The organism is Flintibacter sp. HCN-6482 (assembly GCF_037892565.1).
Taxonomy (GTDB): domain Bacteria; phylum Bacillota; class Clostridia; order Oscillospirales; family Oscillospiraceae; genus Lawsonibacter; species Lawsonibacter aceti.
This window is the reverse complement of sequence record NZ_JBBKBK010000003.1, coordinates 189,104-202,464: the sequence shown is the minus strand read 5'-3', so window position 1 is coordinate 202,464 and position 13,361 is coordinate 189,104. Positions and strand designations below refer to the sequence as shown.

Genomic DNA, 13,361 nt, shown 5'->3' with positions numbered 1-13,361 from the left:
CCCCGTCCAGATGGACGGGGCGCTTTTTGATCAGTGTACGATGCTCAGGGACAAGGTCAGCAGGATCCAGAGGATGGCCACCCACTTGGTCATCTTGGCCAGTTTGGCATCCACGCTCTTGGCCTTATTTTTGGACAGGAAGGTGTCCGCGCCACCGGCGATGGCACCAGACAGGCCGGCGCTCTTACCAGACTGGAGCATAACCACAGCGATAACAGCCAGACCACACAGGACCTGGAGGACAGTAAGAATCATATTCAGCATTGTTTTCGTTCCTTTCAAGGCCCGGTGGGGCACAGATTCCAGAAATTATCCAGGCGAACCCGGAAGTACAGGAAAGTGTACCACAATTTTTCCCGGATTGCAAGCCTTTTCCGCGATTTTCTTCCGACGCGCGCCTGAAACACCATAGCTTATATATCCAAACCAGGCCGCAAGCGCAGGATAGTTCTTACAGGACGGCGATGGCCTCGATCTCCACCAGTACGTCCTTGGGCAGCCGGGCCACCTGGACAGCGGAGCGGGCGGGGCATTCGGCCTCAAAAAAGGTCTTATATACCCGGTTCATCTCCACAAAGTTTTCCATATCGCTGAGAAACACTGTGGTCTTCACCACATGGCCCATCGTCCCGCCCGCATGGGCCAGGATGGCCTTCAGATTGGTCAGCGACTGAGCTGTCTGGGCCTGGATAGTGGCCTCTACCACCTCGCCGGTAGCGGGGTCCACGGGGATCTGCCCCGAAATGAACAGCAGGTTTCCGGCCTTGACCGCCTGGGAGTAGGGTCCGATGGCGGCAGGCGCCTTTTCGGTGGAAATGATCTCTTTCATGACAAAAGCTCCTTTCATATTTGCATAAGCTAGAGTCAGTATATCAGGAACTGCTCCGTTCCACAAGCGCCTGTCTATCTTTTTCTGTCAGAGACCGAAGGGGGCTCAAGCCTTGGGACGGCTGTACAGCACTACGCCCCTCTGGCATGACATTTCCAGCTGCCCTGTATCCACCAGATACTCCACAAAGAAGCGGATATTCCGCTCAAAGCGCAGGGCCCGCCGGTTCTTTCTGGTGTACAGCTCATAGCGGGCGCAGGCGGCCTGGTCGATCTCACTGGCCGTCATGGGCCGGTCCACCAGCTCGAATATCTCCTGGGCCCGGCGCCGAACCAGCTTCTGGTTCTCCTCAATAAGCGTGTCGATCTCCCCGGAACCGCACACCCCCCGATGGGCCATAATATAGTAGTCGCACCCCAGCCCCCGCAGCTTTTCCCGGCTATCAATAGCCGCCTGGTGGCTCAAGCTGTATGGCAGCTTGGCCTCTATCATCTCATAGCTCAACAGGGCGTCAGCTGTATAGCACACATTGTCCGGCGTGACCGTACAGATGTGGCCAGCGGAGTGGCCTGGGGTGTGGACGATGTGAAACTCCGCGCCGCAGAAGGAGAAGGGGCCGTCCCCTGGCGGGATAATCACGTCGGGGGTATGAATCATATTGGAGGACTCCTCCGCCACCGTTTCAGGCGGCAGGGTGAGAAAATAGCACTTCAGCGTCAGCAGATTGGCGCACATCCCCGCTTCCGGAGCGGTAAGCGCTTCCGGTATACCGTATTTCCGCTGGAGATAGGCGCTGTTTCCACAGTGGTCGATATGGGCGTGGGAGCACAGGATGCCCGCCGGGACCAGTCCGGCCCCCTTCAGGCTCTCCTCTAGCTCCTTCTGCTCCTGGACCAGACCGTTGTCCAGCAGGACGCAGCGGCGCTCATCCAGCCTATAAAGAGGGATAAACTCCTGTCCCTCCAGCACCCAGGTATTGCCCTTGATTTGTGTCAGGTTCATGGTTCAGCTTCCCTCCAACGGATCGTAGTAAATCCATCTTCCCAGCTGATCCGGTCCATCTCTGTCTTATGAATCTCAAAACAGCATTGGGGGAGATCCCGAAATCCTTCCTTATCTTTTAAGCGTTCTATTGCTTCCCGCGCGTTGGCCTTCGAGGAAAAAACGCCGATCAGCTTTTCCTCATTATGAATACCAGTGCCATCTCTTTGCTCGTATATGTGCCATAGCATAAAAACATCCATGGATGGTCCTCCAAAATCAGATGCTGTTATTTTGCTTCAAATATACCATCAGCACCGCCACGTCCGCCGGGGATACCCCGGACACCCGGCTGGCTTGGCCCAGGTTTTGGGGGCGGATATCATTCAGCTTCTGCCGGGCCTCCAGCCGCAGTCCCTGGATGGACTGGTAGTCCAGGTCCGCAGGCAGAGGCCGGGCCTCCAGCCGCTTGACCTCCTCCACCTGGCGCAGCTGCCGCTGGATATAGCCTTCATATTTAATGGTGATCTCTGCCTCGCTGGCCACGGCGGGGGCCAGGTCCGGGCGGTCCGGGTCAAAGGGGGCCAGATCAGCGTAGGTCAGCCTGGGCCGGCGCAGCAGGTCGGCCAGCTTGGCCCCATTCCTCACCTGGGGCTCGCCCCGCTCCTCCAGCAGCCGGTCCAGCTCAGGGGAGGGCGGGGTGCCCGTGTGTTCCAGACGGCGGACCTCCAGCTCCACCGCCCGGCCCTTTTCCAGCACTCGCCCATATTGCGTCTCAGAGAGCAGCCCCAATTCCCGCCCGATGGAGGCCAGCCGCCGGTCGGCGTTGTCCTGGCGGTGGAGAAGGCGGTATTCTGTGCGGGAGGTCATCATGCGGTACGGCTCGTTGGTCCCCTTTGTCACCAGGTCGTCGATGAGGACGCCGATGTATCCCTGGTCCCGCCGGAGGACCAGGGGGGGCTTTCCCAGTATCTTCAGGGCGGCATTGACACCGGCCACAAAGCCCTGGACCGCCGCCTCCTCATAGCCGGAGGAGCCGTTAAACTGTCCCGCTCCATATAGGCCGGACACCGTCTTTGTTTCCAAGGTAGGGAGCAGGCCGGTGGGGTCCATGCAGTCGTACTCGATGGCATAGGCGGGGCGTGTCATCTCGGCCTGTTCCAGGCCGGGAATCGTGTGGAGCATCTGAATCTGGACCTCCTCCGGCAGGGAGGAGGAGAGGCCCTGAATATACAGCTCCTCGGTATCCAGCCCCATGGGTTCAATGAACAGTTGGTGGCGCTCCTTGTCTGGGAACCGCTCCACCTTGGTTTCAATAGAAGGGCAGTAGCGGGGACCGATGCCCTCAATGGTGCCGTCATAGAGAGGGGAGCGGTCCAGATTGGCCCGGATCACCGAATGAGTTCTCTCATTGGTGTAGGTGAGATAGCATACAGCCCGGTTTTCCAGATGGTGGTCCGTCCAGAAGGAAAAGGGCTGGGCGTCCCGGTCCCCCTCCTGAAGCTCCATTTTCGAAAAATCCACCGAACGGCGGTTGACCCGTGGGGGCGTACCCGTCTTGAATCGACGGATCGATAGGCCCAACTCTACTAGGCAGGCGGTCAGCGGCAGGGCGGCCGCCAGTCCGTCGGGCCCGGAGTCCCGGACCACCTCTCCCACGATGGTCCGCCCCCCCAGATAGGTGCCGGTGGCGACGACCGCGGCTCTGACCTGGTACACCGCCCCGGTGTGGGTCACCACCCCGGATACGGCTCCCCCCTCCGTCAGCACCTGAACCACCTCTGCCTGTTTGACCCACAGGTTCTCCTGGCGCTCTAAGGTGTGTTTCATCACCTTTTGGTACTCCCGGCGGTCCGCCTGGGCCCGTAAGGACCAGACAGCGGGGCCCTTGCTCCGGTTGAGCAGTCGGTACTGGATGCAGGCCTGGTCGGCGGCCCGTGCCATCTCTCCCCCCAGGGCGTCCAGCTCCCGGACCAGGTGGCCCTTGCCTGTCCCCCCGATGGCGGGATTGCAGGGCATATTACCCACCGCGTCCAGGTTGATGGTAAAGCACAGCGTCCGCAGGCCCATCCGGGCGGCGGCCAGGGCAGCCTCAATCCCGGCGTGGCCCGCCCCAATGATAGCGATATCATATTGTCCGGCGTTATAAGTCGTCATAGGTCTCTATCCTTTGGTATGATCGCGCGCCTGTCTGGCACCCTGTCCAGGCAGGCGTCTAATTCGGGGGGTATTGTATCACGATTTCCCCCCTGCCGCAAGAGGTGGTCCACAACGTCCCTTTTACATTTGGACTGATGGGTCCTAACTCTGTCGCTTTAGCTAAAACGACCTATTTTCAAGCATTGAAAGAATCACGAGAATGGTATATTATATAAAAACCGAGATGTTTTTCAGATTTTTTATTGATATTGTCTATGCAAATAGAACTATAACAAGGAGGTAATCTGTATGAGAAAATACATAGCGTTAGTTTTAGCGTTGATTTTAATGCTTGGGCTGGTCGGCTGCAAGGAAAAAACGGTCAATATCGACTTTCCATTTGAGGTCGGAGATGTTGAAACCATTGAACTGTATCGCTATGCGGGGGCGCCTGTTTCAGCAGAAAAGAAAGTTATTGACGCAGAAGAAACCATAAAAGACTTGTATGATAGGTTCGAGGGTTTAACCTTAAAACTCAAAGAGACAGAAGAAACCACAGGCGGGAAGATAACCAGTTTCAGATTTAATCTATCCGACGGAACAACCTATGAATTGATCTATGTCTGCTATGGAGTAAAGAGTGGCAAGCTAAAATCCTCAACAGGTAATTTTGAATACTTTACAAGTGCAGACATTGGATCTTATTGGAACGATATCGACCTTGAAGCAGTTTCCGTTGAAGAAAGCGAGTTGCCGAAGTAAGCCGGACCCATTTTAATTTGTGAACTGGGCTTATCTGAAAGGGCGCATGCTAAATTTTATCAGTATGTTGGTATGTGTCCTTTAAGGCTCTCGGCATACAGGTCGAACACAGACCAGGGAAAAGCTCCGCCTGTTCAATGGCGGAGCTTTTTCTGTGCATCTGACGAATGAATTGTTAGGTAAGCCTAAATCAGTCCAAAAGGTAAAAGGGAGCCCGCAACGTGGAAAAAACTGAGACAAAACAGGCAAAAAGAGGTGCTGAACGGGATTTTGTCTTGATGGTCCCTCCGCCACTGTGATATAATAGATAAGTTAATACTCCCCATATCCGCCCTTTGGCGGTATCCTGCATGGTCTGGAGGTGGATGCCAATGAAATACAGACAGTGGTCAGTGGCGTCCCCCGACGCAGCCCTTCGCTCCGCCCTGGAAGGGGCGGGACTGCCCCCCTTGCTGGCCTCCATCCTGGCTGCCCGGGGCATTCATAGCGGGGACCAGGCCCAGCAACTGCTGTCCCCCGGAGGGGAGTCCCTTCTGTCTCCTCTGTTGATGCTGGGCATGGATCAGGCGGCGGCAAGGGTCCGGCTGGCCCTGGAGCGGGGAGAGCAGATAGCGGTCTATGGGGACTATGATGTGGACGGCATCACCGCCACCTGTCTGCTCACCGAATTTCTGTCCGGCGAAGGGGGCGCTGTGTTGCCCTATATCCCCGGCCGGCTGGAGGAGGGCTATGGCCTGAACCGGGAGGCCATCGCCTCCCTGGCCCGACAGGGCGTCACGCTGATCGTCACTGTGGACTGCGGCATCACCGCCGTGGATGAGGTGGCCTTCGCCAGTCAGTTGGGTGTGGACGTGGTGATCACCGACCACCACACCTGCAAGGGTATTCTGCCTGATGCCGTGGCGGTGGTAGACCCCCACCAGCCCGGCTGTCCCTATCCCTTCAAGGGGCTGGCCGGCGTGGGAGTGGCCCTCAAGCTGGCCATGGCCGTGGCCGGTTCAGAGAGAGCCTGCAAGGTGTGGGAGTCCTCCTGCGACCTGGCCGCCATCGGCACCGTGGCCGACGTGATGCCTATGACCGGGGAAAACCGGCGCATCGTCAGCGCCGGCCTGGCCCGGTTGAACCCCTCCCGGCGGCTGGGGCTGGCCCGGCTCATCTCTCTGTCCGGACAGGGGGACCGCCCCATCAGCTCTGTGTCGGTGGGCTATACCCTGGCCCCCCGGATCAATGCCTCCGGCCGGATGGGGCGGGCAGAGGCCGCCCTGGAGCTGCTCATGACCGGGGACCCGGAGCGGGCGGAGGAGCTGGCTCAGGAGCTGTGCGCCCTGAACCGGGAGCGCCAGACCGTAGAGGGCGAGATCTTCCAGCAGTGCGTCCAGCGGCTGGGGGAGGCTCCCCAGGCCGAGGCCCTCGTGCTGGCTGGCCGGGCCTGGCACCAAGGGGTAGTGGGCATCGTGGCCTCCCGCCTAGCAGAAAAATATGCTAGACCCTGCTTTATGATCTGCCTGGACCAGGGGATGGGCAAGGGCTCCTGCCGCTCCTGGGGCGGAATCAATCTGTTTGAACTCCTGGAGGAGTGCGCCCCTCTGCTGGAGAGCTTTGGGGGCCACGCCCTGGCCGCCGGCTTTACCGTCCGGGAGGAGCGCATCCCCGCCCTGGCGCAGGCTCTAGCACAGGCGGTGGCGGAGCGAGCCCAGGGGACCGAGCTGCCCTCTGTTCTGGAGGCGGATGGGGTAGTGCCACCGGAGCTGCTCACCGTGGAGGAGGTATCCGCCCTGGACCGGCTGGAGCCCTGTGGGGTTGGAAACCCGCGGCCCGTGCTGGTCCTCAGTGGAGTGCAGATCCATTCTATGGCTCAAGTGGGCCGGGGCCGGCACCTGAAGCTGAAACTGGAGTCCCGTGGCATTCTATTGGACGCCATCTGGTTTTCCGCCGACGGCGGGGAGCTGGGCCTGTCCCCCGGCTGCCGGGTGGACGCGGCCTTTTATCCCCAGATCAACGAGTTTCGCGGCTGTCGCTCCGTGCAGCTCCAAATCATCGACCTGCGCCCCGCCCCCTCCAGGGCACAGCTGGAGCAGGCCATCTATGACAAGTATCGCCGGGACGAGGCCCTGACTCCCCAGGAGGCCCGGTTCTTATTGCCCAGCCGGGAGGAATTTGTCTGCCTGTGGAAATGGCTGGACCGGCATTGCTCCCCCAGTGGTCCACTGGAGGACACCCTGCCCCGGATCTCCCGGGCGGTGGCCCGCTCCGGAAGGCAGGTCGAGGTGCCTGCCCGGACCCTCCTGTGTCTGGAGGTGTTGGAGGAGCGGGGCCTGATCCAGCTGGGCCGCAGCGCCGGCCGCCTTCAGATCACCCTGAACCGGCTGGAGGGGAAGGTGGATCTGGACGCCTCTCTGCTGCTGCGGCGGCTGCGGGATGTCCTGCGTGAATAAGGCGAGCTCCTCAAACTTTTACTCTACTTCGAGGTGATCTTATGGACCCTATTCTGGTCCGTTATCAGGCCCTTGAGGACAAGGTGGCCTCCTATACCCCAAATCTGGATACCAAGCGGCTGTTCGACGCCTTCACCTATGCCGACGCTGCCCATAAGGGCCAACTGCGCAAGAGCGGAGAGCCCTATATCATCCATCCCCTGGCTGTGGCGGAGATCGTCGCCGACCTGGGGCTGGACGTGGACTCCGTCATCGCCGCTATGCTCCACGACTGCATCGAAGACACCGCCTCCACTCATGAGGAGATCGCCAAAAAATTCGGCGCCTCTGTGGCCGAGCTGGTGGAGGGCGTCACCAAGCTGACCAAGATGCAGTTCGTCACCAAGGAAGAGGAGCAGATGGAAAATCTGCGCAAGATGCTCATGGCCATGAGCCGTGATATCCGAGTCATCCTCATCAAGGTGTGTGACCGGCTGCACAATATGCGCACCATGGAGTACCAGTCCCCCAAAAAGCAGCGGGAAAAATCCTTGGAAACCATGGAGATCTATGCTCCCATCGCCCACCGCTTAGGTATGCAGAAGCTGAAGTGGGAGCTGGAGGACCTTTCTCTGCGCTATCTGGACCCCATTGGCTATAAGGAGATCGAGGACGAGCTGGCCCGCCGCTCCTCCGCCCATGAGGAGTTTATGACCTCCATCCAGCATAAGATCCAGCAGCGGCTGGCCCAGGACGGCATCCACTGCACCGTCTACGGCCGGGTAAAGCACATCTACTCCATTTACCGCAAGATGTTCGCCCAGAATAAGACCTTGGACGAGATCTTCGACCTGTACGCCTTCCGGGTCATCGTGGACGACATTCCGGAGTGCTACAACGTGCTTGGCTGCATCCACGATATGTTCAAGCCGGTGCTGGGGCGGTTCAAGGACTATATCGGCACCCCCAAGCCCAATATGTACCAGTCCCTCCACACCACCGTCATCGGCCGGGAGGGCATCCCCTTTGAGGTACAGATCCGCACCTGGGAGATGCACCAGACCGCCGAGTACGGCATCGCCGCCCACTGGAAGTACAAACAGGGGATGGCCAACCAAAAGCTGGGGACAGAGAAGGACTTTGAGTGGGTGCGCAAGCTGCTGGAGAGCCAGCAGGATACCGACGCTGAGGAGTTCGTCCGCACCCTGAAGGTGGATATGTTCGCCGACGAGGTGTTCGTTTTTACCCCCAACGGCGATGTCATCAACCTGCCCAACGGGGCCACCCCCATTGACTTCGCCTATAACATCCACTCCGCTGTGGGCAACCACATGGTGGGCGCCCGGGTCAACGGCCGGATGGTCACCTATGAAACGCCTCTGAAAAACGGCGACATCGTGGAGATCATGACCTCCAAATCCGCCAAAGGCCCCAGCCGGGACTGGTTGAAGATCTGCAAATCCAACGAGGCCCGGAACAAGATCCGCCAGTGGTTCAAAAAGGAGCGGCGGGAAGAAAATATCGCCACTGGCCGCGCTGCCTTCGAGGCAGAGCTAAAGCATGTAAAGATCCCCCTGTCCGCCATCACTGGGGAGGAGGTGCTGCCTCACATCCTCCACAAAGTGCGCTTTGGCACTCTGGACGAGCTGTACGCCTCCATCGGCTATGGCGGCACCACTGCGGTCAAGGCGGTGGCGCGGGTGAAGGACGAGCTGCTTCGGCTGGGCCGGCTCCAGGCGGAGAAGGCGGCGGCCTCCTCCAAGAGTCTGGAGGAGAGCGTGATCGTCCCCGGAACCGGCGCAGCCCCCGCCGCAGGCCAGGTCAAGCCCAAGCACTCTGACTCCGGTATTGTGGTGGAGGGACTGGGCAACTGTCTGGTCAAATTTGCCAAGTGCTGCACCCCCGTGCCAGGCGACCCGGTCATCGGCTTTATCACCCGCGGCTACGGCGTGTCCGTCCACCGGGCCGACTGTCCCAACGCCTCCCCCGACAAGCGCCGGCCAGAGGAAGCGGACCGCTGGGTCAAGGTGTCCTGGGTGGAGAGCGACCTTCCCAATTATAAAACAGCGTTGGAATTGGCCTCTAAGGACCGGGACGGCCTGACACTGGATGTGGCCATGGCTCTGTCCGCCGCCAAGGTAAAGGTGACCGCCCTGTCCGCCCGCTCCCAGCCGGACGGACACGCCACGGTCAACATCGTGGTGGAGGTCAAGGACAAGGCGGAACTGAGCGCCGTCATCAACAAGCTGAACAACATCCAGGGGGTCTATTATGTGGCCCGGTCTTCCGGGAAATGACATCCACAGGGAGGAAGCAATATGTTGTTTAAAGTATTCGGAATCTTTTTCGCATGGACCTGGATCTTATGGGCTTTTTTGTTTGTTTTTTGTCTAGTAGCCGCTATCTCTAGGGCTATCCAGGAGGCGGGAGACGGCCAAGACCACAAGTCCGTCCTGTATACCTTTTGGGCCGCCCTGTTCTTTGCTGTCATATTGGGCGGGTTCAGCTCGCTGTTCGCACTGCTGTAAACATTGTTAAGAAAGCGAGGTCAAATTATGCGCGCAGTCGTCACAAGAGTTTCCTCCGCCTCTGTCACCATCGGCGGAGCGGTGGAGGGGACCATTGACCGGGGCTTCCTGATCCTGCTGGGGGTGGGCCCCAGCGACACCCCGGCGGTCTGTGATAAGCTGGCAGAAAAGATCTGCAACCTGCGGGTTTTCGAGGACGAAAACGGCAAAATGAATCTGGATCTGTCTCAGGTTGGCGGCTCTCTGCTGGTGGTGTCCCAATTTACTCTGTATGCCGACACCAAGAGCCGCCGCCCCGGCTTTAGCGGGGCGGCCAAGCCTGACCTTGCCGTCCCACTGTACGAGCGGTTTATCGACCAGTGTCGGGCCAGGGGATTTCAGGTGGCCCACGGCCGATTTGGAGCGGATATGCAGGTGGCCTCTGTTAACGACGGGCCGGTCACCATTTTATACGATACAGACCAGTAAGAGGAAAGCCAAAAGTATGAAGCGCGGAGATACCATATCCGGCCGCGCTGGGCGGGCTGTTCGCCTTCGGCCACCCCCCACTGTCTACTTTTCACTCTCCACGTTCAACCTAAAGGGGTGTTTTCATGAAAGTCAAAGTCATGCAGGTCGGTCCCATCGGCACAAACTGTTATATTTTAGAGGACGAAGCCACCAACAAGGCCGCCGTTATCGACCCCGGCGACGAGGGGGACCGCATCCTGTCTGTTCTAAAAGAGGACGGGGTACAGGTGGAGTATATCCTCCTGACACACGGCCACTACGACCACACTACCGCTGTTCCCGACCTGATCCGGGCCCTGCCCCAGGCGGAGGTCTATATCCACCAGGCAGACGCCAACGGGGCTGGAAGCCAGCTCTTTCCCCTGGCCGGGCAGGTAGCGGACTTGAAATACTACACCGAGGGGGATACCCTCACTCTGGGCTCTCTCACTATCCAGGTCCTCCACACCCCAGGCCACTCCAAGGGCTCCGTCACCCTCCAGGTCGGGGATGTGCTGTTTACCGGGGACACCCTGTTCTGCGGCTCCTGCGGCCGCACCGACCTGCGGGGGGGCAGCTATGAGGAGATCATGTCCTCTCTAAATCGCCTGGGCCAGTTGGAAGGGGACTTCCACGTCTGCCCCGGCCATGACCGGACCTCCACGCTGGAGCGGGAGCGGCAGTACAACCCCTTCCTCCGGGAAGCCATGGGGCAATGAGGAGACTATCTTATGAAATTGGTTCTGAACGGGCATGATGAGCGGTATGTTGTAGAGCAGGGAATGCTCAATCTCTTTCCCGGCGAGCGTCCCGTCTATGAGCCCATCGGCCCTGGGGATGACAGCTGGGCCGTTGTCACCCTCCGGGAAGATGACCGCTGCCATGTCACCGTAGAGCTGTGCTTCTGCGGCAAGTCCCTGCCCTATTCCCTGGATGTTCCCCTGGTCGGCGACGAGTTCCAGCGGGAGGGCATCCGCCGCCGGGCCATCGGCAAGTGCTTTTTTCTGGCCGCCCGTGCGCTCACCGGCCATACGCCTCCCTGGGGGATGCTCACTGGTGTCCGTCCGGTGAAGCTGCCCACCCGCGCCCTGCTGTCCGGGGCCACACCCCTTCAGGCCAAGCAGGAGCTAAGGGAGGAATACTATGTCTCTCCCGACCGGGCCGTGCTGGCGGTGGACTGCGCCCAGGCCAGCATCGCCGCCCAGCGGTCGCTGAAGGAAGGGGAGGTATCCCTGTACCTCGGCATCCCCTTTTGCCCCACCCGGTGCGCCTACTGCTCCTTTGTATCCGCCGACGTGGGCCGAACATTAACATTGGTGGAGCCCTATGTGGACGCCCTGCTGAAAGAGATCGATGGGACGGCCCGTGTACTGGCGGAGAGTGGCAGGACCATCCGCTCCTTCTACATGGGGGGCGGCACCCCGACTACCCTAAGCGCCCGGCAGCTGGACCGGGTCCTGACCCGCTGTGAGCAGGTCCTCCCTCTGGAGGGATGCACCGAACTTACGGTGGAGGCGGGCCGGCCGGACACGATCAACCGGGAAAAGCTGGAGGTGCTCCGGGCCCACGGTGTCGGCCGCGTCTCCATCAACCCCCAGACGCTAGAGGACCATGTGCTGGAGTCCATTGGCAGAAAGCACTCCTCGGGGGATATTCAGACTGCCTACGACCTGGCCCGCAAGGTGGGCTTCGACTGCATCAACATGGACCTGATCGCCGGCCTGCCTCTGGACTCCCTGGACGGCTTTCGCCGCTCTCTGGATGGGGTGCTGGCCATGGGGCCGGAGAATATCACCGTCCACACCCTGGCCATGAAGAAGGGCTCCGCTTTGATTCAGAGGAAAGGCGCCCTTCCCGGCGGGGAGGAGGTGGCCCAAATGCTGGACTACTCCCGCACGACCCTGTCCGGCGGCTATCTTCCCTACTACCTCTATCGGCAGAAGTACATGTCCGGCTCTCTGGAAAATGTAGGCTGGGCAAGGCCGGGCACGGAGAGCTTGTACAACATCGTCATGATGGAGGAGCTCCACACTGTCATCTCTCTGGGGGCGGGCGGCGTTACCAAGCTCATCGATCCCCAGAGCGGCCGGCTCCTCCGGCTGTCCAACCCGAAGTATCCCCAGGACTACCTGTCCGCCGGGGAAAAGTTGGCGGAGCAGCAGAGGGAGATGCTGGCGTTTTTCCGCTGACCATCTATACCACTGGGCAGCCTGCCCAAGGGAAAGGAGTTCCAAATGGCTTATCAACTGCAGGAGATCAACCGGCGCATTCAGACTGACGTGACCGCCTTCCTGACCGAGTGCGACGAAAATTACGCCCAACGGGTGTCCTTGGCGGCAGACAAGATCCTGGGCAATCTGGAGCACAGCCCTATCGTGCTTTTGTCCGGGCCCTCCGGGTCCGGCAAGACCACCACTGCCCTGAAGATCGCCGAGGAGCTGCGGCGCCGCGGAGTCAACTCTCACGCGGTGGCCATGGACAACTACTTCAAGACCATGAACAAAAAAACCGCCCCCCGCACCCCGGAGGGAGACATCGACTATGAGTCCCCCCTGTGCCTGGACATGGAACTGCTGGATGAGCACTTTGCCGCCCTGTCCCGTGGAGAGGAGATCCTCATTCCCAAGTTCGAGTTTGCCCGCCAGATGCGCAACGACTCCCTGGGCCTCCCCCTTCGGCTGGAGAAGAACGAGATTGCCATTTTTGAGGGCATCCACGCCCTGAATGACGACATCGCCGGCCGCCACCCAGAGGCCACCAAGCTCTATATCTCCGCCCGGTCCAACGTGAACGAGGGGGCCGTCCTCCGCTTTAAGGGCACCTGGATGCGGCTGACCCGCCGGGCGGTCCGGGACTACAACTTCCGGGGCACCGGGGTAGCCGAAACTCTGGAGATGTGGGCCAATGTCCGCCGGGGAGAGAAGCTGTATATCTCCCCCTTTAAGGGCCGGGCGGATATCATCTTTGACTCCTCCCTCCCCTATGAAGTGCCGGTCATGAAAAATTACGCCATCCCCATCCTCCGCTCTGTCCCCCAAGAGAACGAGCGCCATGACGAGATGCTTCAGCTGGTGGACGCCTTTCAGCATTTCGAGGCCATTGACCCGGCCCTGGTGCCCAAGGACTCCCTGCTGCGGGAGTTCATCGGCGGTGGGAGCTACCAGTATCACTGACCTATCAAATCCATGGCGCTGTCTTGCGCGGGGAGGGGCAAAGTCT

The 13,361-nt window shown here is 59.9% G+C and carries 13 protein-coding genes; 8 read left to right on the top strand and 5 right to left on the bottom strand.

The genetic code is table 11. The features are described 5' to 3' along the window. Nucleotides 1-30: 30 nt before the first annotated feature. The 5 genes from secG to mnmG all read right to left on the bottom strand — a co-directional run bounded on the left by secG (nt 31) and on the right by mnmG (nt 3,967). Complete coding sequence (secG, locus tag WKS99_RS10575; RefSeq protein ID WP_147572436.1) at nt 31-264, bottom strand: preprotein translocase subunit SecG; 234 nt, start codon at nt 262-264, stop codon at nt 31-33. A 187-nt stretch (nt 265-451) separates the two neighbouring features. Further along, nucleotides 452-829, bottom strand: coding sequence for a RidA family protein (locus tag WKS99_RS10570; protein ID WP_147572437.1), 378 nt, complete (start codon nt 827-829; stop codon nt 452-454). A 105-nt stretch (nt 830-934) separates the two neighbouring features. After that, a complete protein-coding gene (locus tag WKS99_RS10565) occupies nt 935-1,831 on the bottom strand; it encodes an MBL fold metallo-hydrolase (protein WP_147572438.1) in 897 nt (298 codons plus the stop codon). Next, nucleotides 1,828-2,073 (bottom strand): DUF7336 domain-containing protein, encoded by a 246-nt coding sequence (locus tag WKS99_RS10560; protein ID WP_147572439.1) that lies wholly within the window; start codon nt 2,071-2,073, stop codon nt 1,828-1,830. Before WKS99_RS10560 ends, WKS99_RS10565 begins: the two co-directional genes overlap by 4 nt. A 16-nt stretch (nt 2,074-2,089) precedes the next feature. After that, nucleotides 2,090-3,967: a tRNA uridine-5-carboxymethylaminomethyl(34) synthesis enzyme MnmG gene (gene mnmG / locus WKS99_RS10555; protein WP_186852908.1), complete on the bottom strand. Its 1,878-nt coding sequence runs from the start codon at nt 3,965-3,967 to the stop codon at nt 2,090-2,092. 291 nt (nt 3,968-4,258) lie between these two features. Between mnmG and WKS99_RS10550 the strand changes: the two genes are divergently transcribed. The 8 genes from WKS99_RS10550 (at nt 4,259) to WKS99_RS10515 (ending at nt 13,315) form a co-directional block, all read left to right on the top strand. Next, nucleotides 4,259-4,711, top strand: a complete 453-nt coding sequence (locus tag WKS99_RS10550; protein WP_186852909.1) for a hypothetical protein — start codon at nt 4,259-4,261, stop codon at nt 4,709-4,711. Nucleotides 4,712-5,082: 371 nt separating this feature from the next. Next, complete coding sequence (gene recJ / locus WKS99_RS10545; RefSeq protein ID WP_186852910.1) at nt 5,083-7,146, top strand: single-stranded-DNA-specific exonuclease RecJ; 2,064 nt, start codon at nt 5,083-5,085, stop codon at nt 7,144-7,146. A gap of 41 nt (nt 7,147-7,187) precedes the next feature. After that, nucleotides 7,188-9,422, top strand: a complete 2,235-nt coding sequence (locus WKS99_RS10540; protein WP_147572443.1) for a RelA/SpoT family protein — start codon at nt 7,188-7,190, stop codon at nt 9,420-9,422. Nucleotides 9,423-9,443: 21 nt separating this feature from the next. Next, entirely contained in the window at nt 9,444-9,653 is a 210-nt protein-coding gene (locus WKS99_RS10535) for a hypothetical protein (RefSeq protein ID WP_186852911.1), read from the top strand. A gap of 27 nt (nt 9,654-9,680) precedes the next feature. After that, a complete protein-coding gene (gene dtd / locus WKS99_RS10530) occupies nt 9,681-10,121 on the top strand; it encodes a D-aminoacyl-tRNA deacylase (RefSeq protein ID WP_340405916.1) in 441 nt (146 codons plus the stop codon). A 125-nt stretch (nt 10,122-10,246) separates the two neighbouring features. Beyond that, a complete protein-coding gene (locus WKS99_RS10525) occupies nt 10,247-10,861 on the top strand; it encodes an MBL fold metallo-hydrolase (RefSeq protein WP_262669525.1) in 615 nt (204 codons plus the stop codon). A gap of 12 nt (nt 10,862-10,873) precedes the next feature. Next, complete coding sequence (gene hemZ / locus WKS99_RS10520) at nt 10,874-12,331, top strand: coproporphyrinogen dehydrogenase HemZ (RefSeq protein WP_340405915.1); 1,458 nt, start codon at nt 10,874-10,876, stop codon at nt 12,329-12,331. 45 nt (nt 12,332-12,376) lie between these two features. Further along, the gene (locus tag WKS99_RS10515) at nt 12,377-13,315 is read left to right on the top strand and encodes a uridine kinase family protein (RefSeq protein WP_147572448.1); all 939 of its coding nucleotides are present in this window, start codon (nt 12,377-12,379) and stop codon (nt 13,313-13,315) included. The last annotated feature ends 46 nt before the right edge of the window (nt 13,316-13,361 follow it).

Bases quoted from the DNA above. Each gene is read 5' to 3' on its own strand.
- WKS99_RS10565 (WP_147572438.1), bottom strand. From the start codon at position 1,831: ATGAACCTGACACAAATCAAGGGCAATACCTGGGTGCTGGAGGGACAG.
- WKS99_RS10535 (WP_186852911.1), top strand. From the start codon at position 9,444: ATGTTGTTTAAAGTATTCGGAATCTTTTTCGCATGGACCTGGATCTTA.
- recJ (WP_186852910.1), top strand. From the start codon at position 5,083: ATGAAATACAGACAGTGGTCAGTGGCGTCCCCCGACGCAGCCCTTCGC.
- WKS99_RS10550 (WP_186852909.1), top strand. From the start codon at position 4,259: ATGAGAAAATACATAGCGTTAGTTTTAGCGTTGATTTTAATGCTTGGG.
- WKS99_RS10540 (WP_147572443.1), top strand. From the start codon at position 7,188: ATGGACCCTATTCTGGTCCGTTATCAGGCCCTTGAGGACAAGGTGGCC.
- WKS99_RS10525 (WP_262669525.1), top strand. From the start codon at position 10,247: ATGAAAGTCAAAGTCATGCAGGTCGGTCCCATCGGCACAAACTGTTAT.
- WKS99_RS10560 (WP_147572439.1), bottom strand. From the start codon at position 2,073: ATGGATGTTTTTATGCTATGGCACATATACGAGCAAAGAGATGGCACT.
- dtd (WP_340405916.1), top strand. From the start codon at position 9,681: ATGCGCGCAGTCGTCACAAGAGTTTCCTCCGCCTCTGTCACCATCGGC.
- WKS99_RS10515 (WP_147572448.1), top strand. From the start codon at position 12,377: ATGGCTTATCAACTGCAGGAGATCAACCGGCGCATTCAGACTGACGTG.
- hemZ (WP_340405915.1), top strand. From the start codon at position 10,874: ATGAAATTGGTTCTGAACGGGCATGATGAGCGGTATGTTGTAGAGCAG.
- secG (WP_147572436.1), bottom strand. From the start codon at position 264: ATGCTGAATATGATTCTTACTGTCCTCCAGGTCCTGTGTGGTCTGGCT.
- WKS99_RS10570 (WP_147572437.1), bottom strand. From the start codon at position 829: ATGAAAGAGATCATTTCCACCGAAAAGGCGCCTGCCGCCATCGGACCC.
- mnmG (WP_186852908.1), bottom strand. From the start codon at position 3,967: ATGACGACTTATAACGCCGGACAATATGATATCGCTATCATTGGGGCG.